At 71.9% G+C, this 26327-nt stretch carries 20 protein-coding genes and 1 pseudogene; 8 read left to right on the forward strand and 13 right to left on the reverse strand.

The window, feature by feature from the left end:
• Nucleotides 1-50: 50 nt before the first annotated feature.
• Entirely contained in the window at nt 51-1304 is a 1254-nt protein-coding gene (locus AB0B76_RS14170; RefSeq protein ID WP_360374535.1) for a phosphatidylserine decarboxylase, read from the forward strand.
• Between the two features lie 263 nt (nt 1305-1567).
• Here AB0B76_RS14170 and AB0B76_RS14175 read toward each other — a convergent pair whose 3' ends face one another.
• The 5 genes from AB0B76_RS14175 to AB0B76_RS14195 all read right to left on the reverse strand — a co-directional run bounded on the left by AB0B76_RS14175 (nt 1568) and on the right by AB0B76_RS14195 (nt 7749).
• Complete coding sequence (locus tag AB0B76_RS14175) at nt 1568-2536, reverse strand: CDP-alcohol phosphatidyltransferase family protein (RefSeq protein WP_360374892.1); 969 nt, start codon at nt 2534-2536, stop codon at nt 1568-1570.
• A gap of 291 nt (nt 2537-2827) precedes the next feature.
• Nucleotides 2828-3541 carry an NUDIX domain-containing protein gene (locus AB0B76_RS14180; protein ID WP_360374537.1) on the reverse strand — a complete coding sequence of 238 codons (714 nt, stop codon included), beginning with the start codon at nt 3539-3541 and terminating at the stop codon, nt 2828-2830.
• 5 nt (nt 3542-3546) lie between these two features.
• Nucleotides 3547-4482, reverse strand: coding sequence for an NUDIX domain-containing protein (locus tag AB0B76_RS14185; protein WP_360374539.1), 936 nt, complete (start codon nt 4480-4482; stop codon nt 3547-3549).
• 61 nt (nt 4483-4543) lie between these two features.
• On the reverse strand, nt 4544-6097 hold the full coding sequence (gene guaA, locus AB0B76_RS14190; protein ID WP_360374541.1) for a glutamine-hydrolyzing GMP synthase: 1554 nt from the start codon (nt 6095-6097) through the stop codon (nt 4544-4546).
• The gene (locus AB0B76_RS14195) at nt 6094-7749 is read right to left on the reverse strand and encodes a GMC family oxidoreductase (protein ID WP_360374543.1); all 1656 of its coding nucleotides are present in this window, start codon (nt 7747-7749) and stop codon (nt 6094-6096) included. The genes guaA and AB0B76_RS14195 overlap by 4 nt, the downstream gene beginning before the upstream one ends.
• A gap of 78 nt (nt 7750-7827) precedes the next feature.
• Here AB0B76_RS14195 and AB0B76_RS14200 point away from each other — a divergent pair, with 78 nt between their 5' ends.
• On the forward strand, nt 7828-9069 hold the full coding sequence (locus tag AB0B76_RS14200) for a hypothetical protein (protein WP_360374545.1): 1242 nt from the start codon (nt 7828-7830) through the stop codon (nt 9067-9069).
• A gap of 3 nt (nt 9070-9072) precedes the next feature.
• On the opposite strand, the gene AB0B76_RS14205 is transcribed toward AB0B76_RS14200, so the two are convergent.
• Complete coding sequence (locus tag AB0B76_RS14205; RefSeq protein ID WP_360374547.1) at nt 9073-10332, reverse strand: ABC transporter substrate-binding protein; 1260 nt, start codon at nt 10330-10332, stop codon at nt 9073-9075.
• Nucleotides 10333-10650: 318 nt separating this feature from the next.
• Here AB0B76_RS14205 and AB0B76_RS14210 point away from each other — a divergent pair, with 318 nt between their 5' ends.
• The gene (locus AB0B76_RS14210) at nt 10651-13482 is read left to right on the forward strand and encodes a nitrate- and nitrite sensing domain-containing protein (protein WP_360374549.1); all 2832 of its coding nucleotides are present in this window, start codon (nt 10651-10653) and stop codon (nt 13480-13482) included.
• A 2-nt stretch (nt 13483-13484) separates the two neighbouring features.
• Entirely contained in the window at nt 13485-13898 is a 414-nt protein-coding gene (locus tag AB0B76_RS14215; protein WP_223106158.1) for a roadblock/LC7 domain-containing protein, read from the forward strand.
• Nucleotides 13899-13950: 52 nt separating this feature from the next.
• Here AB0B76_RS14215 and AB0B76_RS14220 read toward each other — a convergent pair whose 3' ends face one another.
• Nucleotides 13951-15069, reverse strand: coding sequence for a GuaB3 family IMP dehydrogenase-related protein (locus AB0B76_RS14220; RefSeq protein WP_360374551.1), 1119 nt, complete (start codon nt 15067-15069; stop codon nt 13951-13953).
• A 37-nt stretch (nt 15070-15106) separates the two neighbouring features.
• Nucleotides 15107-16597 carry an IMP dehydrogenase gene (guaB, locus tag AB0B76_RS14225; RefSeq protein ID WP_360374553.1) on the reverse strand — a complete coding sequence of 497 codons (1491 nt, stop codon included), beginning with the start codon at nt 16595-16597 and terminating at the stop codon, nt 15107-15109.
• Between the two features lie 131 nt (nt 16598-16728).
• Here guaB and AB0B76_RS14230 point away from each other — a divergent pair, with 131 nt between their 5' ends.
• Entirely contained in the window at nt 16729-17121 is a 393-nt protein-coding gene (locus AB0B76_RS14230) for a DUF5319 domain-containing protein (protein ID WP_350611924.1), read from the forward strand.
• A gap of 68 nt (nt 17122-17189) precedes the next feature.
• On the opposite strand, the gene AB0B76_RS14235 is transcribed toward AB0B76_RS14230, so the two are convergent.
• Nucleotides 17190-17948: a LuxR C-terminal-related transcriptional regulator gene (locus tag AB0B76_RS14235; protein ID WP_360374555.1), complete on the reverse strand. Its 759-nt coding sequence runs from the start codon at nt 17946-17948 to the stop codon at nt 17190-17192.
• 180 nt (nt 17949-18128) lie between these two features.
• On the opposite strand from AB0B76_RS14235, the pseudogene AB0B76_RS14240 reads away from it, so the two are divergent.
• A pseudogene (locus AB0B76_RS14240) lies at nt 18129-18467 on the forward strand (WhiB family transcriptional regulator); the annotation flags it as partial.
• Nucleotides 18468-18647: 180 nt separating this feature from the next.
• Here AB0B76_RS14240 and AB0B76_RS14245 read toward each other — a convergent pair.
• From AB0B76_RS14245 to groES, 3 genes are all read right to left on the reverse strand, one after another.
• Complete coding sequence (locus AB0B76_RS14245) at nt 18648-20156, reverse strand: molybdopterin-dependent oxidoreductase (protein WP_360374557.1); 1509 nt, start codon at nt 20154-20156, stop codon at nt 18648-18650.
• A gap of 1518 nt (nt 20157-21674) precedes the next feature.
• Nucleotides 21675-23312, reverse strand: a complete 1638-nt coding sequence (gene groL, locus AB0B76_RS14250; protein WP_360374559.1) for a chaperonin GroEL — start codon at nt 23310-23312, stop codon at nt 21675-21677.
• A 95-nt stretch (nt 23313-23407) separates the two neighbouring features.
• Nucleotides 23408-23722, reverse strand: a complete 315-nt coding sequence (gene groES / locus AB0B76_RS14255; RefSeq protein ID WP_223099008.1) for a co-chaperone GroES — start codon at nt 23720-23722, stop codon at nt 23408-23410.
• Between the two features lie 192 nt (nt 23723-23914).
• On the opposite strand from groES, the gene AB0B76_RS14260 reads away from it, so the two are divergent.
• Complete coding sequence (locus AB0B76_RS14260; RefSeq protein WP_360374561.1) at nt 23915-25120, forward strand: SAM-dependent methyltransferase; 1206 nt, start codon at nt 23915-23917, stop codon at nt 25118-25120.
• Here AB0B76_RS14260 and AB0B76_RS14265 read toward each other — a convergent pair.
• Entirely contained in the window at nt 25080-25826 is a 747-nt protein-coding gene (locus tag AB0B76_RS14265) for a hypothetical protein (protein WP_360374563.1), read from the reverse strand. The two genes, AB0B76_RS14260 and AB0B76_RS14265, sit on opposite strands and share 41 nt — an antisense overlap.
• 17 nt (nt 25827-25843) lie before the next feature.
• On the opposite strand from AB0B76_RS14265, the gene ybaK reads away from it, so the two are divergent.
• Entirely contained in the window at nt 25844-26323 is a 480-nt protein-coding gene (gene ybaK, locus AB0B76_RS14270; protein WP_360374565.1) for a Cys-tRNA(Pro) deacylase, read from the forward strand.
• The last annotated feature ends 4 nt before the right edge of the window (nt 26324-26327 follow it).

Raw genomic sequence — 26327 nt, forward strand, 5'->3', positions numbered from 1 at the left:
CCGGCTGGGCCGGTCCAGACCATCATCTGCCTTTGAGGAGCCCTTCCGAGATGACCCAGTTTCCCGTTGGCGGCACATCCGGCGCTTCCCGCCGCCCGATCCAGATCGGTGACCGGGCCGCCCGGGTCCTCGCCTCCGAGCTCGCCCGCCACGGCGGTCCCAAGACCGGCCTGGTGATCGGCGCGGCCGCCGGCTCCGCGGCGCTGGCCGCGGTGATCGACGCGCTGCTGCCCGACGACCGGCTGACCCTCGTCGGCTCCGGTCCCGGCGCGGCCGACGCCCTGCGCGAGCACGTGGAGCGCCAGGGCCGCTGGGTCGCCGAGCGCACCCGCGTGATCGACTCGATCGACACCGCCGAGCCCTCCGACGTGGTGATCCACGCCGAGGCGCTGACCGGCAGCGCCGAGGACGCCCGCGAGGTGCTGGCCGGCCTGGCCAAGCTGGTCACCGACGGCGGCGTGCTCACCGTGGTGGTGCCCGCGACCCGCCTGCCCAGCGGCGCGGCCGACGAGGTCGAGCGGCAGGCGGCGCTGTACGGCGTCGGAAGCGACCTGGTCCTGCGCAACGTGCCGCCGGTGCGCATCCACCGCCTGCGGCACACCCCCGCCCACCACAGCGTCGCCGCGAACCTGCTGCCGGCGCTGCGCCCGTCGAGCGTGCCGCTGACCCGGGGCATGAACATCGACTCCAACGGCGTGGCCGCGGCCGGCATCGCGCTCGGCCTGGCCGCGCTGGCCAAGGCGGCCCGGCCGAAGTCGAAGCTGTGGCTGGTCCCGGCCCTGGCCGCGGCCCCGGTGGCGGCGTTCTTCCGCGACCCGCAGCGCGACGTGCCCGAGGACCCGAAGGCGGTCGTGGCGGCCAGCGACGGCAAGGTGCTCGGCGTGGAGCGGATGCACGACAAGCGCTTCGGCGACATGGAGTTCCTGCGCATCGCGGTGTTCCTGTCGGTGCTCGACGTGCACGTGAACCGCGCGCCGGTGGCCGGCAAGGTCGTGGACTACTTCGTCGAGGACGGCGGCTACGCGGCGGCGATGAAGCCGGAGGCGGAGCACAACGTCGCGGCGTACACGCTGCTGGAGACGGCCCACGGCCCGGTCGCGGTCGTCCAGCGCACCGGCCTGATCGCCCGCCGCATCGTCCAGCGCGCGCCGATCGGCTCGCTGCTGGCCAAGGGCGAGCGCTTCGGCCTGATCCGCTTCGGCTCCCGCACCGACGTCTACCTGCCCGCGGACCAGGCCGACCCCGAGGTGGCCCCGGGCGACCGCGTCGTCGGCGGCCAGACCGTCATCGCGAGCTGGAAGTAACTACCGGAACCGGCCTAAGCGGAGCGTAACCGAAATATCCGATAAGTCGCGGCGCGAAGCGCTCGACTTATCGGCCCGGAACGAGAGCGGCCCCGCTTCCCGAGGAGGGAGCGGGGCCGTTCTGCTTCTTCGTCAAGTTTGGTGCGGTCCGTGAACGCCCGAAGCCGAACGAACCCGGCTCCTTCGCCCCCGGACGGTGACCCACGTGTGGGAGGGGGTTTGGGTGGAGCGGAGCTCCCCCGATGGGGAGCGCAGCGCGAAACTCAGACTGTCTTGCGGTGCTTGATCCAGAGCAGCGGGCCGCTGACCAGGTAGGCGAAGACCACCACGACGAACGTCACGCGGTAGTTCACCAGGGCGCCGATCACCGGCAGGACCAGCAGCCACGGCGGGAGCTTCACGAGGCGGGCCAGCTTCGCGTACGGGAAGCTGGAGACCATCGCCAGGCCGAGCAGCACCACGCCGCTGACGCGCAGGGCGGCCGGCATCTGCGGGGCGATCAGCGTGCTCAGCGCGAGCACCGCGGCGCACATCGTCGTCGGCACGCCGCAGAAGAAGCGGCCGTCCTTCGGCGAGACGTTGAACCGGGCGAGGCGGATCGCCGCGGCCGCCGCGACCAGGGCGCAGGCCGGGACGAGCAGCCAGCCGGGCGCGGAGCCGTTCAGCCAGGCGTACACGACCACGGGCGCGGCCAGGCCGAACGAGCACATGTCGGCGAGCGAGTCCATCTGCGCGCCGAAGGGGCTGGCCACGCCGAGGCGGCGGGCCAGGAAGCCGTCGAGGCCGTCGAAGATGACGCAGGCGATGAGCAGCGAGGCCGCGACCCGCACGTTGCCCTGGTTGACCGCGATGAAGATCGCCGACAGGCCGAGCATGAGGCTGCTCAGGGTGCAGGCGTTGACCAGGGCGAAGCGGATGCGGCGGGCGACGGTGCGCTCGCCGGGCAGCAGCGGGATGGCGAGCGACTGCGGCTCGTCGTCCAGCTGGGGCGGGAGCTGCACCGGCGGCGCGAGCTCGACCGCCGGGCTGACCGGGGCGAGAGCCGTCAGGTCTCGTGACAGTCCGTCACGGCGACGCATCCGCAGGCGCGGCAGCCGGACGCGGCCGGTGCGGGCGTCGGTCTCCGCGGCGGGGACGAGCAGGGTGGTCGCGCCGGCGACATTGCCGTCACCGCGGCGTCCGGCGCGTCCGGCGAAGAGCACCTGGCGGGCGAGGGAGCCGCTGCGCCGCAGCCGTCCCGCCCATTGCCGACCGCCACCGGGGCGGGGGCTGTCCGTGGTGCGTCGTCGCTGCCAAGGTGTGCTCGGCACTGATCCTCCACTGTAGGAACGAGGTTCCCACGGTCGCTTTTCCGGGGCTTTTGACCCCCGGTGTCCGTTTCGCGAGACGATCTCGCGATCTACACGGTCTCATATCAGGTCGCGATTGGCGATGCCTCAGGATGGAAACCGCCGTTTCAGGCGAGTCGCGGAACTACTGCGTGTAGTTTTGCGTTAACCTCTAGTCCATTGTAACGAAGCCGGTCACTCGCCCGTTGCGGGCAGTGATGCCGCCCATTGGACGACTTCCGTGACGGGCAGGCCATCGAGGTCGGTCGGCTCGAACCAGGCCGCCGCCGCGGTCGACCCGCCGGCCGCCTCCGTCACGCTCGGTGTCGACGGCTCGGGCACGAGCACCCGATAGAGCGCCCGGACCGCGTGCCAGTTCATCGGGTACCCCTCCGGGCCCACGAGCCCGGAACTGCGCCGGTGGGTCACCCCGAGCAGTTCGACGATCTCGCCGCGCTGGCCGGTCTCCTCGTACAGCTCCCGCAGCAGCGCCTCGGCCGGCTGCTCGCCGACGTCGGTCCCGCCGCCCGGCAGGTGCCAGCGCCCGGCCCCGGGGAACCCGCGCGCGATCTCGGTGAGCAGGACGCGCCCGGCCGGGTCGGTGACGAACCCGTACGCGGCGAAGCGCTGGCCCTTCGGCAGATCGGACTCGGCGGTCGGCTCGGCGTCCGGCCGGGCCGGAGACCGCGCGGGGACGACGTCGAAGAGGACGCGATCCTCGTGGAGCTCGGGGGTGGTCAGGGCGAGCACTTCGCGTACCCGCGAAACCGCCACCGGCAGCCCGGCGCCCTCGCGGAACAGCCGCACCACCGCGGACGCCGGGTTCTCCCCGTGCCGGATCGGACCGCCGAACTCCTCGGCCGCGCCCGGCAGCCGGCCGTAGACCGTGATCACCCGTGTCTGCGTCATGGTGATCAGCGTAGGCCGACCCCGCGAAGGGCCTCCTCCGTCACCTCCGTCAATGGCAGCTCGTCGAGGTCGTCCGGGTCGAACCAGCGCGCCTCGGCGGTCGAGCCGCCGACGTCGTAGATGACCGGACGGCTCGAGCGGGCGACCTGGACGCGGTAGAACGCGCGGACGCCGTGCCAGTCGATCGGGTAGCCCTCGGGCCCGAGCTGGGCCGCGTCGCGGTGGCTGGCCACGCCGAGCAGCTCGACGATCTCGCCCTCCTGGCCGGTCTCCTCGACCAGCTCGCGGATGAGCGCGACGCCGGGCTGCTCGCCGAAGTCGGTGCCGCCGCCGGGCAGGTGCCAGCAGCCGCCGCCGGGGTAGCCGTCGGCGATGCGGGTGAGCAGGACGCGGTTGCGCCGGTCGGTGCAGACCGCGTAGGCGGCGAAGCGCTGGGCGCGGTGCAGCCCGTCGGGGCCGGGCACGGCGTAGAAGGACGGCACCTCGGGCGTGCCGTCGGGCCGGATGTCGGCGGTGGCGTCGGGCAGGCCGAGCGCGTCGGCGGTGAACCGCCGCAGCGGCAGGGCCTGCGCCTCCTCCAGCGTCACCCAGCGGGCGAGGTCGGTGGGCTGGCCGACCCGGTCGCGCAGCGCGCCGCCGCGCATCGTGACCTCGTAGATCAGCCGGTCGGTGTGGATCGTGAGCCCCCGCGCCGGCAGCGCCCGCATGTCGGCCAGCACGTCGCGCAGCTTCACCACGGCGACGGACAGGCCGGTCTCGGCCGCGGTCTCCCGCACGACGGTGTCGACCGGGTTCTCACCGTGGTCGACAGCGCCGCCGGGCAGCGACCATGCGCCGGGCGTCCCGGACTTGGCCGAGGCCCGCACGAGCAGGACCGTGTCGCCGTCGGCGCAGAGGCAGTAGGCCGCGATGCGCCGCAGCGGCTGTAACGCTGGAGTCACGGAGATAAATTGTCCGGCTTTTGCCGCAGGTCGCAAGGGCCCCAGCACCCTGAAGGGGGATTCACTCCCATTCAATAGTGCCCGGCGGCTTCGACGTAACGTCGACGACCACGCGGTTGACCTCCCGGACCTCGTTCGTTATCCGGGTGGAAATCTTGGCGATCAGCTCGTGCGGCAGCCGCGACCAGTCGGCGGTCATGGCGTCGTCGCTGGAGACCGGGCGCAGCACGATCGGGTGACCGTACGTCCGCCCGTCGCCCTGCACCCCGACGCTGCGCACGTCGGCGAGCAGCACCACCGGGAACTGCCACACGCTGCGGTCCAGGCCGGCCGCGGTGAGCTCCTCGCGGGCGATGAGGTCGGCGGCCCGCAGGATCGCCAGCCGCTCCTCGTCGACCGCGCCGATGATCCGGATCGACAGGCCCGGCCCCGGGAACGGGTGCCGCATGACGATCTCCTCGGGCAGCCCGAGCGCGGCCCCGATCTGGCGTACCTCGTCCTTGAACAGCGTCCGCAGCGGCTCGACCAGCGCGAACTTGAGGTCGTCGGGGAGCCCGCCCACGTTGTGGTGGGACTTGATGTTGGCGGTGCCGGTGCCGCCGCCGGACTCGACCACGTCGGGGTACAGCGTGCCCTGCACGAGGAACTCGACGTGCTCCTCGGCGTCGAGCTCGCGGGCCGCGGCCTCGAACGTGCGGATGAACTCGCGCCCGACGATCTTGCGCTTCTGCTCGGGGTCGATCACCCCGGCCAGCGCCCCGAGGAACGTCGCGGACGCGTCGACGACCTTGAGGTTGATCCCGGTCGCGGCGACGTAGTCCTTCTCGACCTGCTCGGCCTCGCCCGCGCGCAGCAGGCCGTGGTCGACGAAGACGCAGGTGAGCTGATCGCCGACGGCCCGGTGGACAAGCGCCGCGGCGACCGCGGAGTCCACGCCGCCCGACAGGCCGCAGATGACCCGCTTGGCGCCGACCCGGGCCCGGATCGCCTCGACCTGCTCCTCGATGATGTTGTTCGAGGTCCAGGTCGGCTCGATGCCGGCGATGTCGTAGAGGAAGCGGCGCAGCACCTCCTGGCCGTGCGGGGTATGCGCCACCTCGGGGTGGAACTGCACGCCGGCCAGCCGGCGCGCGGTGTCCTCGAACGCGGCCACCGGCGCGCCCGGGGAGCCGGCGGTGACGGTGAACCCGGCCGGGGCCGCGGTCACGCAGTCGCCGTGGCTCATCCACACCGACTGCTCGCCCGGCAGGTCGCGCAGGAGCACTCCGCCGCCGGACGCGATCGTCAGCGGCGTGCCGCCGAACTCGCGGTTCCCGGTGTGGGCGGCCTCGCCGCGCAGCGCCACGGCCATCGCCTGGAAGCCGTAGCAGATGCCGAAGACCGGCACGCCGCCCTCGAACAGCCCGGCGTCGACCTGCGGCGCGCCCTCCTCGTAGACCGAGGACGGGCCGCCGGAGAGGATGATCGCGGCGGGCCGCTTGGCCAGCATCTCGGCGACCGGCATCGAGCTCGGCACGATCTCCGAGTAGACGTGGGCCTCGCGCACCCGGCGGGCGATCAGCTGGGCGTACTGGGCACCGAAGTCGACGACGAGCACTGGCGGCGGCGTGGTCATACCGAAAAGCCTAGTCGGAGCGCCGCCGGAGCCTCCGCCGGGACGGCCGGACGGGTCGGGGGCACCGGCGGCACGGGAACATAGGGAGCGCCCAGCTCCGGCCGCCGATCCGGCTCGCCCTTGTTCGGCCACATCGACGCGGCCCGCTCGGCCTGGGCCGCGATCGTCAGCGACGGGTTCACCCCCAGGTTGGCCGAGACCGCGGCGCCATCGACGACGTGCAGCCCGGAATGGCCGAAGACGCGGTGGTACGCGTCCACGACCCCGCTCTCGGCCGAGTCCCCGATCGCGGCCCCGCCGAGGATGTGCGCGGTCAGCGGGATGTTGAACACCTCCGACCAGCCGCCGCCGGGTAGCCCGCCGATCTCCTCGGCCAGCAGGCGTACGGCCTCGTTGCCTGCCGGGATCCAGGCCGGGTTCGGCTCGCCGTGCCCCTGCGTCGTGGTGAGCCGCCGCCGGCCCGTCCACGAGCGCTTGTAGTGCACGTTCAGCGAGTTGTCGAGCGACTGCATGACCAGCGCGATCACGGTCTTGTGCGACCAGCGGTACACCGAAAGGACCCGCAGGTGCCGGATCGGGTGCCGGAAGAACGCCCCGAACCAGCGCAGCGGCCGCCAGGGGCCGCCGTCGGTGAGCACGGTCTGCAGCAGGCCCATCGCGTTGGAGCCGGGGCCGTAGCGGACCGGTTCGATGTGCGTGCTGGCGTCGGGGTGGAACGAGCTGGTGATCGCCACGCCGTCGGTGAAGTCGGCACCCTTGCGCAGCGAGCGCGCGCCGACGATGGACTCCGAGTTGGTGCGGGTGAGCGTGCCCAGCCGGGGCGAGATCCGGGGCAGGATGCCGTCGGCCCGCATCCGGTGCAGCAGGCGCTGGGTGCCGATCGCCCCGGCGGCGAAGACGACCTGGCCGGCCTCGAAGGTCGTACGGCGCCGCCGCCGGTCGGTGCCGCGGGTCTCGACCACGTAGCCGTCCTCCGTGGGGCGCACGGCGGTGACGGTCGTCAGCGGGTACACCTGCGCCCCCAGCTTTTCGGCCAGGAAGAGGTAGTTCTTCACGAGCGTGTTCTTGGCCCCGACACGGCATCCGGTCATGCAGGCCCCGCAGTGCTCGCAGGTCCGGCGCTCCGGCCCGGCGCCGCCGAAGTACGGGTCCACGCCCGAGCGGCCGAAGTACACCCCGACCGGCGTGGCGTGGAAGGAGTCCCCGACGCCCATGCGCTCCGCGACCCGCCGGAACGCCCGGTCGGCGGCGGTGGTGCGGGCGTAGGTCGCGACCCCGAGCATCCGCTCGGCCTGGTCGTAGAAGGGCTCGAGCTCGGCCCGCCAGTCGGTGATGCCCCGCCACTGCGGGTCCTCGTAGAACGGCGGCAGGGGGCGGTACAGCGTGTTGGCGTACACCAGCGAGCCGCCCCCGACCCCGGCGCCGGCCAGCACGAGCACGTTGCGGAGCATGGTGATCCGCTGGATGCCGAAGCAGCGCAGCGCCGGGGCCCACAGAAATCGGCGCGCGTCCCAGGAGGTCTTGGGGAAATCCTCGTCCGCGAAACGGCGCCCGGCCTCGAGGACGGCGACCGAATACCCCTTCTCCGCCAGGCGCAACGCGGTCACGCTGCCGCCGAAACCGGACCCGATCACCACGACGTCGTAGCGCATGGCCCCATAGTGACTCACGAGTAACTTAGGCGGTAGCCCCTTCGGTTTCGTGTGCCGTTTGCGGCAGACTGGTCAACTATGGCGAGACTTCCCGGCGGGCTGCCCGTCTGGCGTGGTCGCCGGCTGCTGGGGGGACCGGCCGCCGCGCCGTCGCCGCCCGCGCTGCCGGCCGTCGATGCGAACCACCACGCGGCGCTGCACGCCGTGGTCCTGGACGCCCTGAAGTTCGCCGATGTGGCGGCTCCGCACTCGGTGCACCTGGGCGGCGCCGCGGCCGTGCGGTTCGACGGCGGCGCGCTCGTCATCGGGCTGCCCCTGGCCTGGGGCCTCTCCGCCGACCAGATGCGCGTGCTGCTCACCCACGAGCTCGCCCTGCCCGCCTCCCGCCACCCCGATCTCGTACGGAACCTGCTCGACGCCCGCCGCCGCGCCCCGGCCTCGGAGAAGGCCGCGATCCGCCACGCGCGCCTGCTGGCCGCCACCGAGCCGCTGCTGGCCGAGGCCGAGCAGGTCCGCGACGCCGCCGCGATCACGGCGGCCGGCGGCGGCCTCTCGGCCGTCGAGGACGCGGCCCGTGCCCTGCTCAAGGCGGCCGCGATCGCCGCGGCGTTCTCGGCCTTCGCCGCCTCCCCGCTGGCCTCCGGCACGATGTCGGCCTTCAGCACCGGCTCCCTGCCCACGACGGGCGCGATCCGGGCCGAGGACCTGCACGCGGGCTGGCGGCTGCGCCTGTCCCGCTGGGGCGCCCCCAGCGCCGACCTCGACCGCGGCGACCTGGCCGCGCGCCACCCGGGCCTGGCCGAGGAGCTGCGCGCGCCCACCGACGACCCCCTGGTGACCCTGGACCCGGACGCGGCCCACATCGACGAGCTCGACGTACCGGCCCTGCGCTCGCTGGCCGCCCAGGTGCTGGCGGCCTCCGACGAGCCCTGGGTCCGCCTGGCCGACCTGCCCGTCGAGTCCTACCTGCCCGACGTGGAGCGGCGGGCACGGCAGTACGTCGAGGCCGTCAACGAGGTCCTGGGCCGCGCGCCGGACGGGCGCGACGAGCTGGCCGGGACGCTGCTGCGCCGCCCGGTCGACGTCGAGCGGGCCCGGCACGGACTCCCGCCGGCCGAGGCCGAGGCCGAGGCGCCGCCGCCGTGGATGGGCGCGGCGCTGCTGGCGGTGGTGGTCGAGTACGCGCTGCTGCGCAAGGGCTGGCGGCGCGAGCACCCCCTGCTGCCCCGGCGGCTGCTCTCCCCCGACTCGGCGTCGGTGCTGGACCTCAACGAACTGGTGCGCAGCGATCCGGGCGCCCTGCGCACCCACCTGGGGTGAGGACTACAGGCTCGCCTGGGTGATCGACAGCTCGGCCGGGTAGACGACCATGTAGCCGTTCTGCGTGCGCTGCTCCACGACCGCGGCCGCGAGCTGGTTCACGCCCGTGCCGTCGAAGCGCACCCCGTTCCACGGCATGATCGTCTGCGTCGCCGGCAGGGTGAGCTGCTGGACCGCGTTGCGCACCGACTGCTTCGAGTAGTCCGACGCCTGGTCCATGGCCATGACCAGGGTCAGCGTCGCCATGAAGGCGTCGGCGGCGACCTCGGTGAGCTTGGTGTGGTACGCCTGCTCGAACATCGCGCCGACGACCTGGGCGGTCGGGTTGCGGGCGGCGAACTCGTTCGACCAGCCCGCGGTGCGCATCGCCACCGGGTTCTTCACGCCGTCCAGCGCCGCGACGCCCGGGCCGATCGCGATCACCGGGGCGGTGCCCTTGAGCCGGCCGGCCAGGTCGTTGGCGACGCTCGCCTCGGCGGGGGTGGTGACGATGGCGAGTACCGCATCGCCCTTCTGCACCTGCCCGTTGGGCTGGCCCGCCTCGCTGCCGGCCAGCGGCAGGATGTGGTCCTTGCCCGCGACGTCGTACCCGGCGGCCTGGCTGAGGTCCTCGATCGAGCTCTTGAGGTTGGCGACCTCCTTGCCGATCAGCTCGCCGCTCGGCGCCCCCGCGGCCGTCACGACCCGCTTGATCTGGCCGTTCGTGCTCTTGTACCGATACAGCAGGTCGAGCGCGGTGTTGACCGAGCTCCGGTCCGTCGGCTGGATGCGGAAGTGCCCGTTGCGGTTGTTCTCGGCGAAGCTGTCCGAGGTGCTCAGCGCGTCGACCAGGGAGACGCCGAGATAGTCGGCCGAGCGGCTGGTCGACTGGGCGACGTCGATCGTGTCGGCCAGGACCAGGCCGACCGCGCCGTCGTCGACGAGCTTGCCGGCCTCCTTCTCGATCTTCTCCGGCGCGCTGGCGGTGTCGCCGGTCAGCAGCGTGATCTTGGTGCCCCCGTGCAGGCCGACGCCGGCACCGAGGGGCAGGGGCAGCGGCTTGTTCGGCACGTCGCGGTTGACCACCTCGATGGCGAGCCGCGCGCCGAGGGTGGCCTGCTGGCCGAGTTGCGCGTTGGGCCCGCTCGTGGGGACCAGCAGCCCGATGGCGACATTGGCGGGCGTCGTCGCGACCGGCTTGGCGGACCCGGTGCAGGCCGACATGAGTAACGCCGTCGCCAGCACCAGGGCGGTCACTGCGGGCCGATGGCCCCGGGTGAGCACGGCGGATGACTCCTTGTGAAGCGTGCCAGGTCGGACGGCCGTATCCTTCCCGTCTGATCAATGCGTAGCAAGCCCGCTGTCCGGCTTCGAGTATTGTGACCTGCGCCACTATGACGTGGTTGGACACGGGTCGCAACCCTGGTTTGATAAGTGCCGCACGCTGCTCGGCAGCGCGATGACGCATGCGAAAGGTGTGGAGGGGTGCAGACCTTCGCTTCGCCGCCTTCCTCGAGGGCTCCGGCCGTCGTGATGAGGGTGAACAGCCATCGCCGGAGGCGGCCCGGGGAACCGCAACGGCGCAGCGCATCCCTGTTCCGGGTGCGCGACTGGCGCGTGCCCACGAAGCTCGCGGCCGTGCTCGTCCTGCCGGCCGTGGCCTTCCTGGTCATCGCCGGCGTACAGATCAACGTGTCCGTGCAGGACGCGACGAAGCTGGACCAGTTCGCCCAAGGGGTCAAGGTCGGCCGCCAACTGACCGATCTCATCCACCAGTTGCAGCTGGAAAGGGACCGAACGGTCGGATATATCGCCAAGACGACCAGCGGTCCGCCGCCTTCCGGTCCGAATCCGGCCGCCGACGACCTCGCCGAAAGCCAGGCGGCTACCGACGCCGCCCTGCAGGCCTTCTCCGAGCAGGCCCGCCCGCTGCTCAAGAACCCGATCTTCAGCGGCGTGCAGAACCGGATGGCCGCCGACTTCACCGACCTCGGCCTGGTCCGCGACGGCGTCGCGCACCGATGGCTGCGCGAGGAGGCGGTGTTCGACCAGTTCTCGGTGACCATCCAGCACCTCTTCGACCTGGTGCCGGACCGCCCCGACATCGGCGGCGACTCCCAGTCGGTGGCCGAGGTCTCCTCGCTCATGGACCTCGCCCAGGCCAAGGAGCTCAAGGACCAGCTGCGCGGGCGGATCTTCGCCGCGACCAGCGCCGGGAAGTTCGCGCCGGACGACTTCGAGACCTTCTCGGAGATCCAGGCGCGCCAGATCGCCGCGGTCGAGCGGTTCCGCGCCTCGGCGAGCCCGCGCCACCTCGCGCTGTACGACCAGAACCTGCGCCAGACCGCCGTGTCCACCGTCGCCCGGCTCCAGCAGGAGATCATCTCGCGGTCCCGGGGCGCCGCGGTCGGCGTCTCCGCCGAGGACTGGTGGCGGGCCAGTACACAGGAGCTGGAGTACATCCGCAGCATCGAGAAGCTGATGCTCGAGGACGCGATCAACGGCGCCGGCGACCGGAGCAGTACCCAGCGGACCAACGCCATCGTCGCCACCTCGGCGATCGTGCTGGTCATGCTCCTGGCCCTGCTGCTGTCCTGGCTCATCGGCCGGTCGATGGCCCGCTCGCTGCGCCAACTGCGGGCCCAGGCGCTCGATGTGGCCCAGCACCGGCTGCCCGAGGCGATCCAGCGCCTGCGGACGCTGCCGCGGGGCGAGACGGTCACCGTCGACACCACGACCCGCGTGCGCTCGTCCGACGAGATCGGCGAGGTGGCGGACGCGTTCACCGCCGTGCACCGCAGCGCGGTCAGCCTGGCCGTCGAGCAGGCGGTCATGCGGCGCAACGTCAACTCGATGTTCGTCAACCTGGCCCGCCGGTCGCAGACGCTCGTCGAGCGCCAGCTGCAGCTGCTCGACCAGCTCGAGTCGGCCGAGACCGACCCGGACCAGCTGGCCAACCTGTTCCGGCTGGACCACCTGGCCACCCGCATGCGCCGTAACGACGAGAACCTGCTGGTCCTCGCGGGCAGCGAGGCGACCCGCCGGTGGGCCCAGCCCGTGTCGCTGTCCGCGGTCATGCTCGCGGCGATGGCGGAGATCGAGCAGTACGCCCGCATCCGCCACGACGTGTCGAACGACGTCTTCGTCGTCGGGCACGCGGTCTCCGACATCGTGCACCTCTTCGCCGAGCTGCTGGAGAACGCGACCACGTTCTCCCCGCCCGACACCGTGGTGACGGTGACCGGCTGGCCGGCCCAGCAGGCCCGCGAGGCGACGATCGTCATCGAGGACAAGGGCATCGGCATGACCGAGTCCGGCCTCATCGAGGCGAACGAGCGCGTGTCCAGCCCGATCGCGATCGACGTGGCCGCGTCCGAACGGATGGGCCTGGTCGTGGTCGGCCACCTCGCCGACCGGCACGGCGTGTCGGTGCGGCTCACGGCGAGCGAGGACGGCGTCACCGCGTACGTCACGCTGCCCGCCCGCCTGCTGGCGACCCCGCCGGAGGGCGTCGGGCTCTACGGCAACAGCGCGGCCACCCGGCTGGCCGGGGCGGCGCGCCTGCCGATTCCGGTCGACGGCGGTACCTCGCAGGCCCCGGCCGGCGCCACGCCGATCGTGGACGCGCCGACGGCGGTGCTGCCGGCGCTGCCGTCCCGGCCCTCCCAGCCGGCCCCGCCGGAGAACGAGCCGGTCGACGGCGAGCCCGCGGACGACGAGGCCGACTCCGACGTGCCCTCGGTCGCCGCGCCGCCGCTGCCCCAGGCGCCTCGCGCCACGCCGGTCCCGAACGCCCCGGTGTCGGCGGCGCCCGTCTCATCGGCCCCGGTGTCGGCGGCGCCCGTCTCATCGGCCCCGGTCTCGGCGGCGCCGGTCTCGGCGGCGCCGGTCTCGGCGGCGCCGGTCTCGGCGGCCCCGGTCTCGGCCGTCCCGGTGTCCGCGGCGCCAGTCTCGGCCGTGCCGGTGTCCGCGGCGCCCGTCTCGACCGTACCGGCCTCGGCGACACCGGCGTCCACACCGCCCAACGGCGGGCCGGTCAAGCGGGGCCCGGGCCGGGCCGAGGACATCATCGCCGGCGCGTCCCGGCCCAACGGGGCGCCGGCCCCGAAGGGCACGCGCTGGTGGTCGCGCGGCGGGGGCGGCGAGGCCCCGCGGCCGGCGCCGGTGATCCCGGCCCAGCGGCAGCCGGTGACCGCCGGCACGAGCAGCGCCGGCCTGCCGATCCGGGTACCACAGGCGCAGCTGCCGGGCGACCCGAACCAGCCGGTTCCGGCGCCGGAAGACACCCAGCAGGTGACGATGCCGCACACCGAGCCGGACCCGGCGTCCGTGGGCAGCATGCTCACCCGGTTCTACAGTGGCGTGCATCGGGCCGCGAACGAGGACGAGGTGCCCACGGTGCCGATCAACGAACATCGAGGGAGCACGGCGTGACCCTGAGCCAACAAGCACGGGACCTGAGCTGGCTGATCAACGCGTTCACCGAGCGGGTACCCGGCATCGCCCATGCTGTGGTGGTCTCCTCCGACGGCCTGCTCGTGGCCGTCTCGGACCATCTGCCCCGTGACAGCGCCGATCAGCTCGCCGCGGTCACGTCGGGCCTGGTGAGCGTCACCAGCGGCGCCGCGCGGATCTTCGACGGCGACGAGGTCAAGCAGACCGTGGTGGAGATGGGCCAGGGCTTCTTCCTGGTCATGTCGATCCGCGACGGCTCGATCCTGGCCACGCTGGCCGGCCGCGACGCCGACATCGGCGTGGTCGGCTACGAGATGGCCCGCCTGGCCAAGCAGGCGGGCGAGATGCTGACCCCGGCGCTGCGGGCGGAGCTCCAGCAGGCGCTGCCCCGCTGATCCCGGGAACGACGCCGGGTGCTCAGGCTCAGCCCGAGCACCCGGCGGTGGCTCACTTGTCCAGGATCAGGCCGACCTTCTGGAACTCCTTGAGGTCGCGGTACCCGCACTTCGCCATCGCCCGCCTGAGCCCGCCGAAGAGGTTCAGCGCGCCGTCGGGGTCCTCGGACGGGCCGTAGAGCACCTTCTCCAGGCTGCCCAGCGTCTGCTCGGCCGACCCGAACGAGCCGCGCGGCAGCTTCGGGTGGCTCGAGACCGAGTGCCACCAGGCGCCGCCGGCCGGGGCCGAGTCGCTGCGCGAGAGCGGCTCGCCGACCATCACGGCGTCGGCGCCGCAGCCCAGGGCCTTGGCGATGTCGCCCGAGGTCTGGATGTTGCCGTCGGCGATGATGTGCACGTATCGCCCGCCGGTCTCGTCCAGGTAGTCGCGGCGCGCGTCGGCGGCGTCGGCGATCGCGGTCGCCATCGGCACCCGGATGCCGAGCACGCGGTCGGTGGTCGACCACTCGTCGGCGCCGATGCCCACGATGACGCCGGCGGCGCCGGTGCGCATCAGGTGCAGGGCGGTCTGGTAGTTGGTGCAGCCGCCGACGATGACCGGCAGGTCGAGGTCGGCGATGAACTCCTTGAGGTTCAGCGGCTCGTCGGTGGTCGAGACGTGCTCGGCCGAGACCAGCGTGCCCTGGATCACCAGGATGTCCACGCCGGCGTCGAGGATCACCGGGGCGAGCGCCAGGGTGTGCTGCGGCGACACGCGCACCGCGACCGTGATGCCGCCGTCGCGCATCTCCTTGACCCGCTCGCCGATCAGCTCGGGCTTGATCGGCTCGGCGTAGACCTCCTGGAGGCGCTGCGTGGCGGGGGCCTCGTCGTCGAGTCCGGCCAGCTCCTCGAGGATCTTGGTCGGGTCGGCGTACCGCGTCCAGAGCCCCTCCACGTTCAGCACGCCGAGGCCGCCGAGCCGCCCGAGCGCGACCGCGGAGGCCGGGCTCATGGTGGCGTCGGAGGGGTGGGCGACGCAGGGGATCTTGAACGGGTACGCGTCGAGCTGCCAGTTCGTGGAAACGTCGTCCACGTCGCGGGTGCGGCGCGTCGGGACGATCGCGATGTCGTCCAGGTGGTAGCCCCGCCGGGCGCTCTTGCTCAGCCCGATCTCGACCACATCACGCATTGTCAGCTCCTGTTGAATTCGGGGGGTGCTCAGCGCTCTAGCGCGAGTGGTAGTTCGGCGCTTCGACGGTCATCTGGATGTCGTGCGGGTGGCTCTCCTTGAGCCCGGCCGCGGTGATCCGGATGAGCCGGCCGCGCTCGTGCATGTCGGGGATCGTGGCCGCGCCGACGTAGCCCATCCCGGAGCGCAGGCCGCCGACGAGCTGCTGGGCCACCGCGGAGAGGAGGCCGCGGTAGGCGACCTGACCCTCGATGCCCTCGGGGACCAGCTTGTCGTCGGAGTTCACGTCGTCCTGGAAGTAGCGGTCCTTGGAGAAGGAGCGCGCCTGGCCACGGGACTGCATCGCGCCGAGGGAGCCCATGCCGCGGTACGTCTTGAACTGCTTGCCGTTGATGAAGATCAGGTCGCCGGGGCTCTCCTCGCAGCCGGCCAGGAGACTGCCCAGCATCACGGTGTCGGCGCCGGCGACAATGCCCTTGGCGATATCGCCCGAGTACTGCATGCCGCCGTCGGCGATGACCGGTACACCCAAGGGACGACAGGCCCGGGAAGCCTCCATGATCGCGGTGATCTGCGGCACACCGACGCCCGCGACCACGCGCGTGGTGCAGATCGAGCCGGGCCCGACCCCGATCTTGACCGCGTCCGCGCCCGCCTCGGCCAGCGCCTTGGCCCCCTCGTAGGTGGCCACGTTGCCGCCGACCACGTCGACCGTGGACTCCTTCTTCAGCCGCGCCACCATCTCGATCACCTGCCGGTTGTGACCGTGCGCGGTGTCGACCATGACGATGTCCAGGCCGGCGTCGATGAGCGTGCGGGCCCGCTTGTACGAGTCCTCGCCGACGCCCACCGCGGCGGCCACGCGCAGGCGGCCGGCCTCGTCCTTGGTCGCGTGCGGGAACTTCTCGCTCTTGGAGAAGTCCTTCACGGTGATCAGGCCGCGCAGCTTGCCGGAGCCGTCGACGATCGGCAGCTTCTCGACCTTGTGCTTGCGCAGCAGGGCCAGGGCCTCGTCCTTGCTCACCCCGACCCGCGCGGTGATCAGCGGCGCGACGGTCATGATCTCGCGGACCCGGATGTTCGGGTCGGACACGAAGCGCATGTCGCGGTTGGTCACGATGCCGACGAGCTGGCCGTCTGCGTCCGTGACCGGCACGCCGGAGATGCGGTAGCGGCCGCACAGCGCGTCGACCTCGCCCAGGGTGTCGTCGGGCGAGCACGTCACCGGGTTGGTGACCATGCCGGCCTCGGAGCGCTTCACCTGGTCGACCTGCAGCGCCTGGTCCTCGATCGACAGGTTGCGGTGCAGGGTGCCGATGCCACCCTGCCGCGCCATGGCGATCGCCATCCGGGCCTCGGTCACGGTGTCCATCGCCGAGGACACCAGCGGTATCCGGAGAGTGATGTTCCGGGTGACCCGGCTGGAGGTGTCGACGCCACTGGGCACCACGTCCGATTCGCCCGGTAGCAGCAGCACGTCGTCAAAGGTCAGGCCCAAAGGCAGCACGTCAGGTCGCGAGAAATCCATGAAGCGCATCCCAGCTCTCGGTCGTCCGGCGGGTGCGTCTCATCGTACTTCCGCCCCGGCGGTGCACCCGTCCGCCATGGCAGAGCCGTGCCCGGCCCCACACCAGGGCCGAATGGGGATACCGTTGAGGCGTGCACGAAGAGCCCATCGACCCGTTCGCCGGCGACCCGGCCGATCCCTCGGCCGAGCTCGACGACAGCGGGAACGAAGACCCGTTGACCGCCGCCGAGCGCCAGGACGTTCTCGAGGACCTCGCGGACCTCGAGATCTACCAGGCGCTGCTCACGGCGATCGGCGTCCGCGGGCTCGTCATCGAGTGTGAGGACTGCCACGAACCGCATTATTTCGACTGGGATCTGCTGCGGGGCAACCTGAAACACCTGCTCACGTCGGGGCGCCCACGCGTGCACGAGCCCGCCTTCGACCCCGACCCGGACCATTACGTCACGTGGGAGTACGCGCGGGGTTACGCTGACGGGGTTCACGACGCACTGGCGAGTGCAACCGACGACGGCGACGGGTAGCAGGCCTCGTTTAGGTTCACCGCGCGGCGGGTACCGCTCCGGCATGCCCCGGATGGCCCGCAGCGCCGCTAGCTCACAAGCCCGGCACGGAACGCCGCCGCTACGGCGTGTGCCCGGTCGCGTGCGCCGAGCTTCCGGAACAGCCGGCGAGCGTGCGTCTTGACCGTGTCCTCGGAGACGAACAGCTCCCGCCCGATCTCGGCGTTGCTCTTGCCGTCCGCCATGCCGCGGAGCACCTGCAGCTCACGCTCGGTCAGCTCCACGCGCCGGCGCGGGGGCTCGCCGGGCACGTCGCCGCGCTGCTGCGGTACGCCGGCCCCGGCCACCCGGGCCCCCGGCATCCCGACCGCGGTCCGCGCCGCTGCGGGCAGCCCGCGCCCGGCCTGCAGCATCCCGCCCGCCGCCTGGCTCGGCGCCCCCATGCGCGCCTGGAGCACCGGGTCGCCGTTGCTGCGGCCCACCTGGCTCAGCACCAGCAGCACCGCCTTCGCGAGCGTCGTGACCGGATCGGCCGTGTCGACGCGGATGACCGCCCGCGCACCGGCCGCGATCGCGGCCGCGGCCGCCCGGGGCTCCTCCGTGCCGAAGAACACCACGGTCGCGGCCGGCGCCACGGCCAGCACGCGGCGGGAGAACTCCGCGCTGTCGGGCCGGGCTAGCGACGGGTCCGCCAGCACCAGGTCGGCCGGCTGCTCAGACAGACGCGCCAGGGCCTCGACCATCGTGACGGCGGTCCGCACCGCGTGTGCCACTCCCAGTCTGGCCGCGGCCGCGGCAACCGTCTGTGCCGCAACCTGTGTTCGCACACACACCAAAATCGTACGCACCGTCGTACTCCTCTCTCTCAAAGAGAGAAACACGAAATGGCGAGATCTAGACGTGGTTTTGCCGCGATTGGCCTACGAGAAATTGACCGACGACATGCCGTTACCTGTGGCGGTCTCGCGCGTTGTACCGGAAATGGGCCGCGCGCGAATTCCAGGCCGCACGCCTGGAAGGAGGAGCGAATGACGAATGTGACTCGCCTGCCCGGTCCGATCGCGGACATTTGGGACTGGCAGCGGCTCGGCCTGTGCCGCGGACGGGACAGCGCCCAGTTCTTCCACCCCGACGGTGAGCGCGGCGCGTCGCGCGGTCGCCGGGAGACCGCCGCCAAGAACGTCTGCCGGGTGTGCCCGGTCCGCGCGGAGTGCGCCGCGCAGGCCCTGGCCACGCGGGAGCCCTACGGCGTGTGGGGCGGCTTCACCGAGGGCGAGCGGCTCCGGCTGCTGGCGCTGGGCTGGGAGGACGCCGCGGACCGGCGCCACACCCGGGTCGACGTCACGCGCCTGGAGGCGAAGCTGGGCCTGCGCCCGACCCCGCCGATGCCGGCCCCGAACGCGGGCGCCCAGCAGCCGCTGCGCGTCGCGCCGGGCCGCCCGGGCCCGACGCACCCGGCGCCGGGCGTGCCGTCGCAGCGGCGGCCGCAGCTGTCGGCCGGCAACTCCCGGTCGCGCACCGCGGCCCGCTAGGACCGCTTGACGTCTCTACTTGACGTCGATATTGATCGAGTGCCGCCCCGTGGCGCCGTCGGGATCCGGCGGCGCCACGGCGTCGGTCTGGGTCTGGCCGCCGTTGTCGGTGGCGCGCACGGTGATGCGGTGCCGCCCCGGCGTGGCCGCCCACTTCAGGGTCCATTGGCGCCAGGTGTCGATCGACGGCACCGGCAGCAGCGTCGCCGTCTGCCAGGCCCCGTCGTCAATTCGGATTTCGACCTTGGAAACGCCCCGGTGCTGCGCCCAGGCCACGCCCGCAATCATGATCTCGCCGGCCCGGGGATTGCTCCCGTCCCGCGGCGTATCGATTCTTGACTCGGTCTTGATCGGTCCTTGAGCGGACCATCCACGCTTGATCCAATAGGCGTCGAAATCGGCGAACGAGGTCAGCTCGAGTTCGACGAGCCATTTCGTGGCGGAGACGTATCCGTACAATCCCGGCACCACCATTCGCACCGGAAATCCGTGCTCGACGGGCAGCGGCTCGCCGTTCATGGCGATGGCGAGCATGGCGTCGCGGCCGTCGCGCAGCACGGCGGTCGGGGTGCCCGCGGTGAACCCGTCGATCGAGCGGCTGACGACCTGGTCGGCCCCGGCCTTGGGCCGCGCCTCGGCGAGCAGGTCGTCCACGCGCACGCCCTGCCACTTCGCGTTGCTGATGAGGCCGCCGCCGACCTCGTTGGAGACGCAGGCGAGCGTGACGTACCGCTCGATCATCGGCCGTTTCAGCAGCTCGGCCCAGCTGATCGTGATCTCCTTCTCGACCCGGCCGAAGATGCGCAGCTTCCAGTCCTCGGTCGTGAGCTGCGGCACGACGAGCGAGGTGTCAATCTGGTAGAAGTCCTTGTTGGGCGTGACGAACGGGGCCAGATCCGGCAGGTTGGCGTCGGCCTCGGGCGGCAGCGGGGCGACCGTGTTCGGCGGCACGCTGGGCAGGTCGATCGCGGCCCGGTCGGCCTCGACGTTGCGGCGGGTGGACCACCAGCGCCCGGCGAAGCCCACGACGGCGGCGCCGAGAATGGTGTACCCGGCCGCGCGCAGGAACCACCGCCGCTCCTCGGGCGTGGCGTTGTCGCCGGCCTCGTGGGTCAGCAGCCAGTGCAGCACCCCGGCGCCGGCGGCCGCCCCCAGCAGCGTGGGGACGAACGCATACCAGGGCGCGTTGTGCCGGCTGAGCGCGGCGGCGATCCCGACAACCCCGAAAAGCGCGATTCCGGTGTACCCCCAGATGCGCCGCCGGGTCGCCAGCACCCCGATACCCGCGGCGATGGCCGCGAGCACGACGAGCGTGCCGATACTGAGCGCAAGCTTGTCGTACGTATAGAACACGTCGACGGCGAAGTCCTTGACGGACGCCGGAACGCTGTCGATGACGACACCACCGACGCTGAGCAGGGGCGACGTGGACGCCCCGGTCAGGATCGCGACCGCTTCGGCAACACCGAGCGCGACCCCCGCGGCGGCGAGCCCGGCGAGCGCCCCGAACTTACGAGTCTGCACGCCTACAGCATGCTGCGATCATCCACACGTCACCAAGCGGCGTAATGGGTCCCTAACCTTTTCTGGGTTCGGACTTTTCTCCTGGAAGGTGATAAATCGGATTAGTCCGAGCGCTCCGCGCCACGACTTGTCGCACGGCAACTGGCGACGGAGGTCGGGTCGGCCGAGCGCCCGACTTAGCGCACAGCAACCGCCGACGGAGGCCGGGTCCGGCGGAACGCCCGACCTGTCGCACGGCAACCGCCGTCGGAGGCCGGGTTGGCCGAGCGCCCGACTTAGCGGACGGCGGCCACCAACGGACGCCGGCCCGGCAAAGCGCCCGACTTATCGCACCACAGCCGCCGACGGAGGCCGGGTTGAACGGACATCGGTCGGCGCTCAACACGCCGGAGTGAGCTGGTTTGCACGCAACGAGCACCGCGGACACCTCGCGCATGCAAACGGACTTGCGCCGCACGACATCGCGCACCCACGAACACTTCGCGCACGCAAACGAGCCTGGACGCACAACCCCGCGAACACCTCACGCACTTCACACACTCAGACGAACGCGGGCGCACACCTCGTACACCTCACGCTCACTCCCAGAAGCGCGCACGCACAACCCCGCGCACCCCACCCGCACTCCCAGACGTCCACACGCACAACTCCGTGCACCCCACACGCCCACACGCACAACCCGGTGCACCCCACACGCCCAACCCGGTGCACCCCACACGCACTCCCAGACGCACAACCCGGTGCACCCCACACGCACTCCCAGACGCACAAACGCGCAATCGGGTGCACGTCATGCGCATCCTGCATGCGTTGGGCGCTCGACACCTGCAGCTCGCACACATGAACGAGCACCGGGCGGAGCGCTCTTCGCCGGAAATGTGCATCCCCCGCGCGCAAACGAACCATGGGTGGAGATTTTCGAACCCGATATGTGCACCCCGACGCGCGTCAATGAACCTCACGCGGGAGGGCCTCTGCGCTCGAGATGTGCAGTCCTGGGGCACGAACGAGCGCTGGACGGACAGGGGCGTGGCTATTCGCGCGCCCTTGCGTGCACGAATGAACCCCGAGCCGCGGCCTCCGAGTTCGACACGCGCACTCCTCGCGCACGAACGAGCGCCGGACCGGAAGAGACCTCAGCAAACGTGCACGAATGAACCCGAGCCGGCCCCCGCCTCCGGGTTCGACACGCGCACTCCTCGCGCACGGAACGAGCGCCGGACGGACAGGGCCGTGGCTATTCGCGCGCCCTTGCGTGCACGAATGAACCCCGAGCCGCCGGCCTCCGAGTTCGACACGCGCACTCCTCGCGCACGAACGAGCGCCGGACCGGAAGAGACCTCAGCAAACGTGCACGAATGAACCCCGAGCCGCGTCCGAGTTCTGCACGCGCGCTCCTCGCGTACGAACGAGCGCCGGACGGAAGAGGCCTCAGTAAACGTGCACGCGCCGCAGACACGGACGAGCCCCGAGCGAATAGACCGCTCGGGGCTCGTTGTGCGTATCGCGGGGAACCGGTCAGAAGCCCGGGCCGTGCGAGTGGCCGTGGCCGTGACCGTGGCCGCCGGACGCCGGCTCGGACGCCTCCGGCTTCTCGACGATCAGGCTCTCCGTGGTGAGCAGCAGGCCGGCGATCGACGCGGCGTTGGCGACCGCGCTGTGCGTCACCTTCACCGGGTCGACGATGCCGGACTTCACGAGGTCGACGTACTCGCCCGTGGCCGCGTCCAGGCCGTGGCCGTAGTCGAGGGACTGGACCTTGCCGACCACGACGTAGCCGTCGAAGCCCGCGTTCTGCGCGATCCAGCGCAGCGGCTCCACGAGGGCCTTGCGCACGATCGACACGCCGACCTTCTCGTCGCCGGTCAGGCCGAGGTCGCCGTCGAGGGCCGAGGTCGCCTGGGCGAGGGCCGCGCCGCCGCCGGGGACGATGCCCTCCTGCACCGCGGCCTTGGTCGCCGAGATGGCGTCCTCGATGCGGTGCTTGCGCTCCTTCATCTCGACCTCGGTCGCGGCGCCCGCCTTGATGACCGCGACGCCGCCGGAGAGCTTGGCGATGCGCTCGTTCAGCTTCTCCTTGTCCCAGTCGCTGTCCGAGGCCTCGACCTCCTTGCGCAGCTGCTCGACGCGCGAAGCGACCTCGGACTGCTCGCCGCCGCCGTCCACGATGGTGGTCAGGTCCTTCGTGACCACTACGCGGCGGGCGGTGCCGAGCTGCTCCAGGCCGGTGCCCTCGAGCTTGTAGCCGAGCTCCGGCGCGACCAGCTCCGAGCCGGTGAGGATGGAGATGTCCTGCAGCATCGCCTTGCGGCGGTCGCCGAAGCCGGGGGCCTTGACCGCGACGACCCGGAAGGTCTTGCGGATGGCGTTCACCACGAGGGTCGACAGAGCCTGGCCCTCGACGTCCTCGGCGATGATCAGCAGCGGCTTGCTGTTCTGGACGATCTTCTCCAGCAGCGGCAGGAGCTCCTCGATGGCGGAGATCTTCTGCGTGGTGATGAGGACGTAGGCGTCCTCGAGGACCGCCTCCTGCGCCTCGCCGTCGGTGACGAAGTGCGGGGAGATGAAGCCCTTGTCGAACTGCATGCCCTCGGTGACGTCGAGCTCGGTGGTGAGGATCGAGCCCTCCTCCACCGTGATGACGCCGTCGCGGCCGACGCGCTCCATGGCCGAGGCGATCAGGTCGCCGATGGCGGCGTCCTGGGCGGAGATGGTGGCGACCTGCGCGATCTCGGTGTGGCTCGCGACCGGCGTGGCCTTGTCCTTCAGCGCCTGGACGACCGCGGCGGCGGCCTGGTCGATGCCACGCTTCACGCCGGCCGGGTTGGCGCCGGCGGCGACGTTGCGCAGGCCCTCGCGCACGAGCGCCTGGGCCAGGACGGTCGCGGTGGTGGTGCCGTCGCCCGCCACGTCGTTGGTCTTGGTGGCGACCTCCTTGACCAGCTGCGCGCCAAGGTTCTCGTACGGGTTGGAGAGCTCGATCTCCTTGGCGATCGTCACGCCGTCGTTGGTGATGGTCGGGGCGCCGAACTTCTTGTCCAGGACGACGTTGCGCCCGCGGGGGCCGAGCGTGACCTTGACCGTGTCGGCCAGGCGGTTGACGCCGTGCTCCAGAAGGTGGCGCGCCTCGTCGGAGAAACTCAGGATCTTCGCCATGCTTGGTGGATTCCCTTCAAAGCGACACCGCCCCGGCTGCCTCGCGCCTTGCGCACGGGTCCGGGGCGGTGGCCACTGCTTCTAGTGAAGAACGGTCACTTCTCGATGACGGCGAGGACGTCGCGGGCCGAGAGCACGAGGTACTCCGAGCCGGCGTACTTGACCTCGGTGCCGCCGTACTTCGAGTAGATGACGGTGTCGCCGACCTTGACGTCGATCGGAACCCGGTTGCCCTTGTCGTCGATGCGACCCGGGCCCACCGCGATGACGGTGCCCTCCTGGGGCTTCTCCTTCGCGGTGTCCGGAATGACGATGCCCGAGGCGGTGGTCGTCTCAGCCTCGTTGGCCTGGACCAGGATGCGGTCCTCGAGCGGCTTGATCGCAACCTGCGTCGCGGTAGTCACGGGCATACCCTCCTGGGGTATCGAGCTTGCTATCGAGTGCCCGGTGAAGCCGTCGTCGCGGGTGCCGGCCCCGGCCGGGTATGTCTGGCACCCTCGATAGGAGAGTGCTAACTCGGAGGTTATGCCGGTGGCTAGCACTCCGTCAACTAGAGTGCCAGACACGCCACGAATTCACCCTGGATCCCAGCAAAGGACGCCGTGCTGCCCGAGGACGTCGAGGCTCTGACCACCCCGGCCGGCCGGGAGGCGCTCGCCGCCGCGGCCGCGCAGCCCGACGGCGATCCCCTGGCCGCGGCCGAGAAGCTGCGCGCCCAGGGCATCCCGCCCACCCTCGCCGCCGCGGCCCTCACCCAGGTCGAGCTGCGTAGGAAGGCGCGGGCGAAGTTCGGTACCGATGCCGGGCAGATGTTCTTCACCCGGGCCGGGCTGGAGCAGGCGACCCGCTCCGCCGTCGCCCAGCGCCGGGCCGCCCGGCTCGCCGCGGCCGGGGCGACGCGGGTGGCCGACCTGGGCTGCGGCATCGGCGCCGACACGATCGCGTTCGCCCGGGCCGGAATGCGGGTGCTGGCCGTCGACGCGGACCCCGGGACGGCCGCCGTGGCGGCCGCGAACATCCGGGCGCTCGGCCTCGGGGACCTGGCGATGGTCGAGGCCCGCGACGCCACCGGGACGCCCCTGGTCGCCGTCGAGGCGGTGTTCTGCGACCCGGCCCGCCGCACCTCCGGCGGGCGCCGGGTGTTCGACCCGCGCGCGTACTCCCCGCCGTGGGACTTCGTCACCGCCCTGCCCACCCGGGTGCCGAACACGGTGCTCAAGCTGGCGCCCGGCATCGACCACGCGCTGCTGCCGGCCGGGGCCGAGGGCGAGTGGGTGTCGGTGGACGGCGACGTGGTCGAGGCGGCCGTCTGGTGCGGGCCCCTCGCCGAGGTCCCCCGGCGCGCGACGCTCATCAAAGCCGGCCGCACCTTCGAGCTCACGGGCCGCGGCAACGAGCAGGCCCCGGTCGGCCCGCTCGGCGAGTACTTCTACGACCCCGACGGCGCCGTCGTCCGCTCCCACCTGATCAAGGAGCTGGCGGAGAGCATCAGCGGCAATCTGCTGGACGAATCGATCGCCTATGTCACGACAAATGTGGATATAGCCACAGAGTTCGCGAAGAAATACCAGACGATCGCCCGCCTCCCGATCGCCCTCAAGAAGCTCCGCGCGGAGCTGAAGGCAAGAGACATCGGCGCACTGCAGATCCTCAAGCGCGGCTCGGCCCACGACGTGGAAGACCTGCGCCGGCAGCTCAGGCTCGAAGGCTCCCAGAGCGCCGTCCTGGCCCTGACCCGCATCAGCAACGAACCCGCCGCGATCCTGCTCAAACCAGTGGATGCCCCAGCCGCCGCTGCAGGTCGCTGAGCGTGTCCTCGGCGAGCAGCTCGGCCGGGCGCAGCCCGAGCTGGCCCAGGAGCTGCCGCCCGGTGTCCCGGCACATCTCGTAGGTCAGGCGGTCGTTGAGCCAGCGCAGCCACTCCACGATGTCGTTGACGTAGAACGCCACGCTCTGCTCGGAGTTGCGCTGCCGGCGCTCCTCGGCCACCACCAGCAGGGCCGCGGCCAGGCGCCGGCGCGCGAAGTCGTGCCCGGACAGGGCGTCGGCGAACGCGTCGGCCCGGTGCCGGGGCGCGGTCGGCGACACGGTCAGCTTCGGGAACGGCGGCTCGCCCGCGGTCCACACCTGCGCGCTGCGGGGCACGAACTCGGGCTCCAGCACGATTTCGACCCGCGAGGCGTGGCCGGGGTCGTCGACCGCGATGAGCACACGCGGGCTGTGGCTGTTCACCTTCGTGACGTACCGCGAGAGCCCCCCGCCCTCCTCGACGCAGAACTTGGCGTCGGGCAGCTTCAGGAGCCCGTCGAAGACCAGCCGCCCGACCCGGGGCCCGGCCCCCTGCCACAGCCGCACCCGCACCGGCCCGACCTGCGGGCGCGCCGCGATGCGGACGTGGTGCTCGGTCGCGGTCACCGCGCCGTCGCCGTCGAACACCGCCAGGTCGACGCTGTTCGTCGCGCCCAGGAACAGGTGGCCGTGGCCGAGGTACAACTGGACCGAGCCGATCTGCATCTCGCTATTGTGGGCCAGTGGCGAGCAAGGGTACCCCGGCGACCGCACTGCTGACGCGCGCGAAGGTGACGTTCACCCCGCACACCTACGAGGTGGACCCGCGCGCCTCCTCCTACGGCGAGGCGGCCGCGGCGGCCCTCGGCGTCGACCCGGCACGGCTGTTCAAGACCCTGGTGACCACCGTCGACGGGCGGCTGACCGTCGGCGTGGTGCCGGTCTCGGCCTCGCTGGACCTCAAGGCCCTCGCGGCCGCGGTCGGCGGCAAGCGCGCCGCGATGGCCGAGCCCGCCGCGGCCGAGCGCGCCACCGGCTACGTGACCGGCGGGATCTCCCCGGTCGGGCAGCGCTCGCGGCTGCCGATCGTCGTCGACGCGTCGGCGGAGGGCCTGGCCACGATGTACGTCTCCGGCGGCCGCCGCGGCCTGCAGATCGAGCTCGCCCCGGCCGACCTCGTACAGGTCACCGGCGCGACCCTGGCGCCGATCGCGTCGCACTGAAACC

This window comes from Dactylosporangium sp. NPDC049140, from assembly GCF_040648435.1.

Coding starts and splice junctions, on each gene's coding strand:
- groES (WP_223099008.1), bottom strand. CDS start 23,722: ATGCCCGTGACTACCGCGACGCAGGTTGCGATCAAGCCGCTCGAGGAC.
- AB0B76_RS14220 (WP_360374551.1), bottom strand. CDS start 15,069: ATGCGTGATGTGGTCGAGATCGGGCTGAGCAAGAGCGCCCGGCGGGGC.
- AB0B76_RS14180 (WP_360374537.1), bottom strand. CDS start 3,541: ATGACGCAGACACGGGTGATCACGGTCTACGGCCGGCTGCCGGGCGCG.
- guaB (WP_360374553.1), bottom strand. CDS start 16,597: ATGGATTTCTCGCGACCTGACGTGCTGCCTTTGGGCCTGACCTTTGAC.
- AB0B76_RS14170 (WP_360374535.1), top strand. CDS start 51: ATGACCCAGTTTCCCGTTGGCGGCACATCCGGCGCTTCCCGCCGCCCG.
- groL (WP_360374559.1), bottom strand. CDS start 23,312: ATGGCGAAGATCCTGAGTTTCTCCGACGAGGCGCGCCACCTTCTGGAG.
- AB0B76_RS14200 (WP_360374545.1), top strand. CDS start 7,828: ATGGCGAGACTTCCCGGCGGGCTGCCCGTCTGGCGTGGTCGCCGGCTG.
- AB0B76_RS14265 (WP_360374563.1), bottom strand. CDS start 25,826: ATGCAGATCGGCTCGGTCCAGTTGTACCTCGGCCACGGCCACCTGTTC.
- AB0B76_RS14195 (WP_360374543.1), bottom strand. CDS start 7,749: ATGCGCTACGACGTCGTGGTGATCGGGTCCGGTTTCGGCGGCAGCGTG.
- guaA (WP_360374541.1), bottom strand. CDS start 6,097: ATGACCACGCCGCCGCCAGTGCTCGTCGTCGACTTCGGTGCCCAGTAC.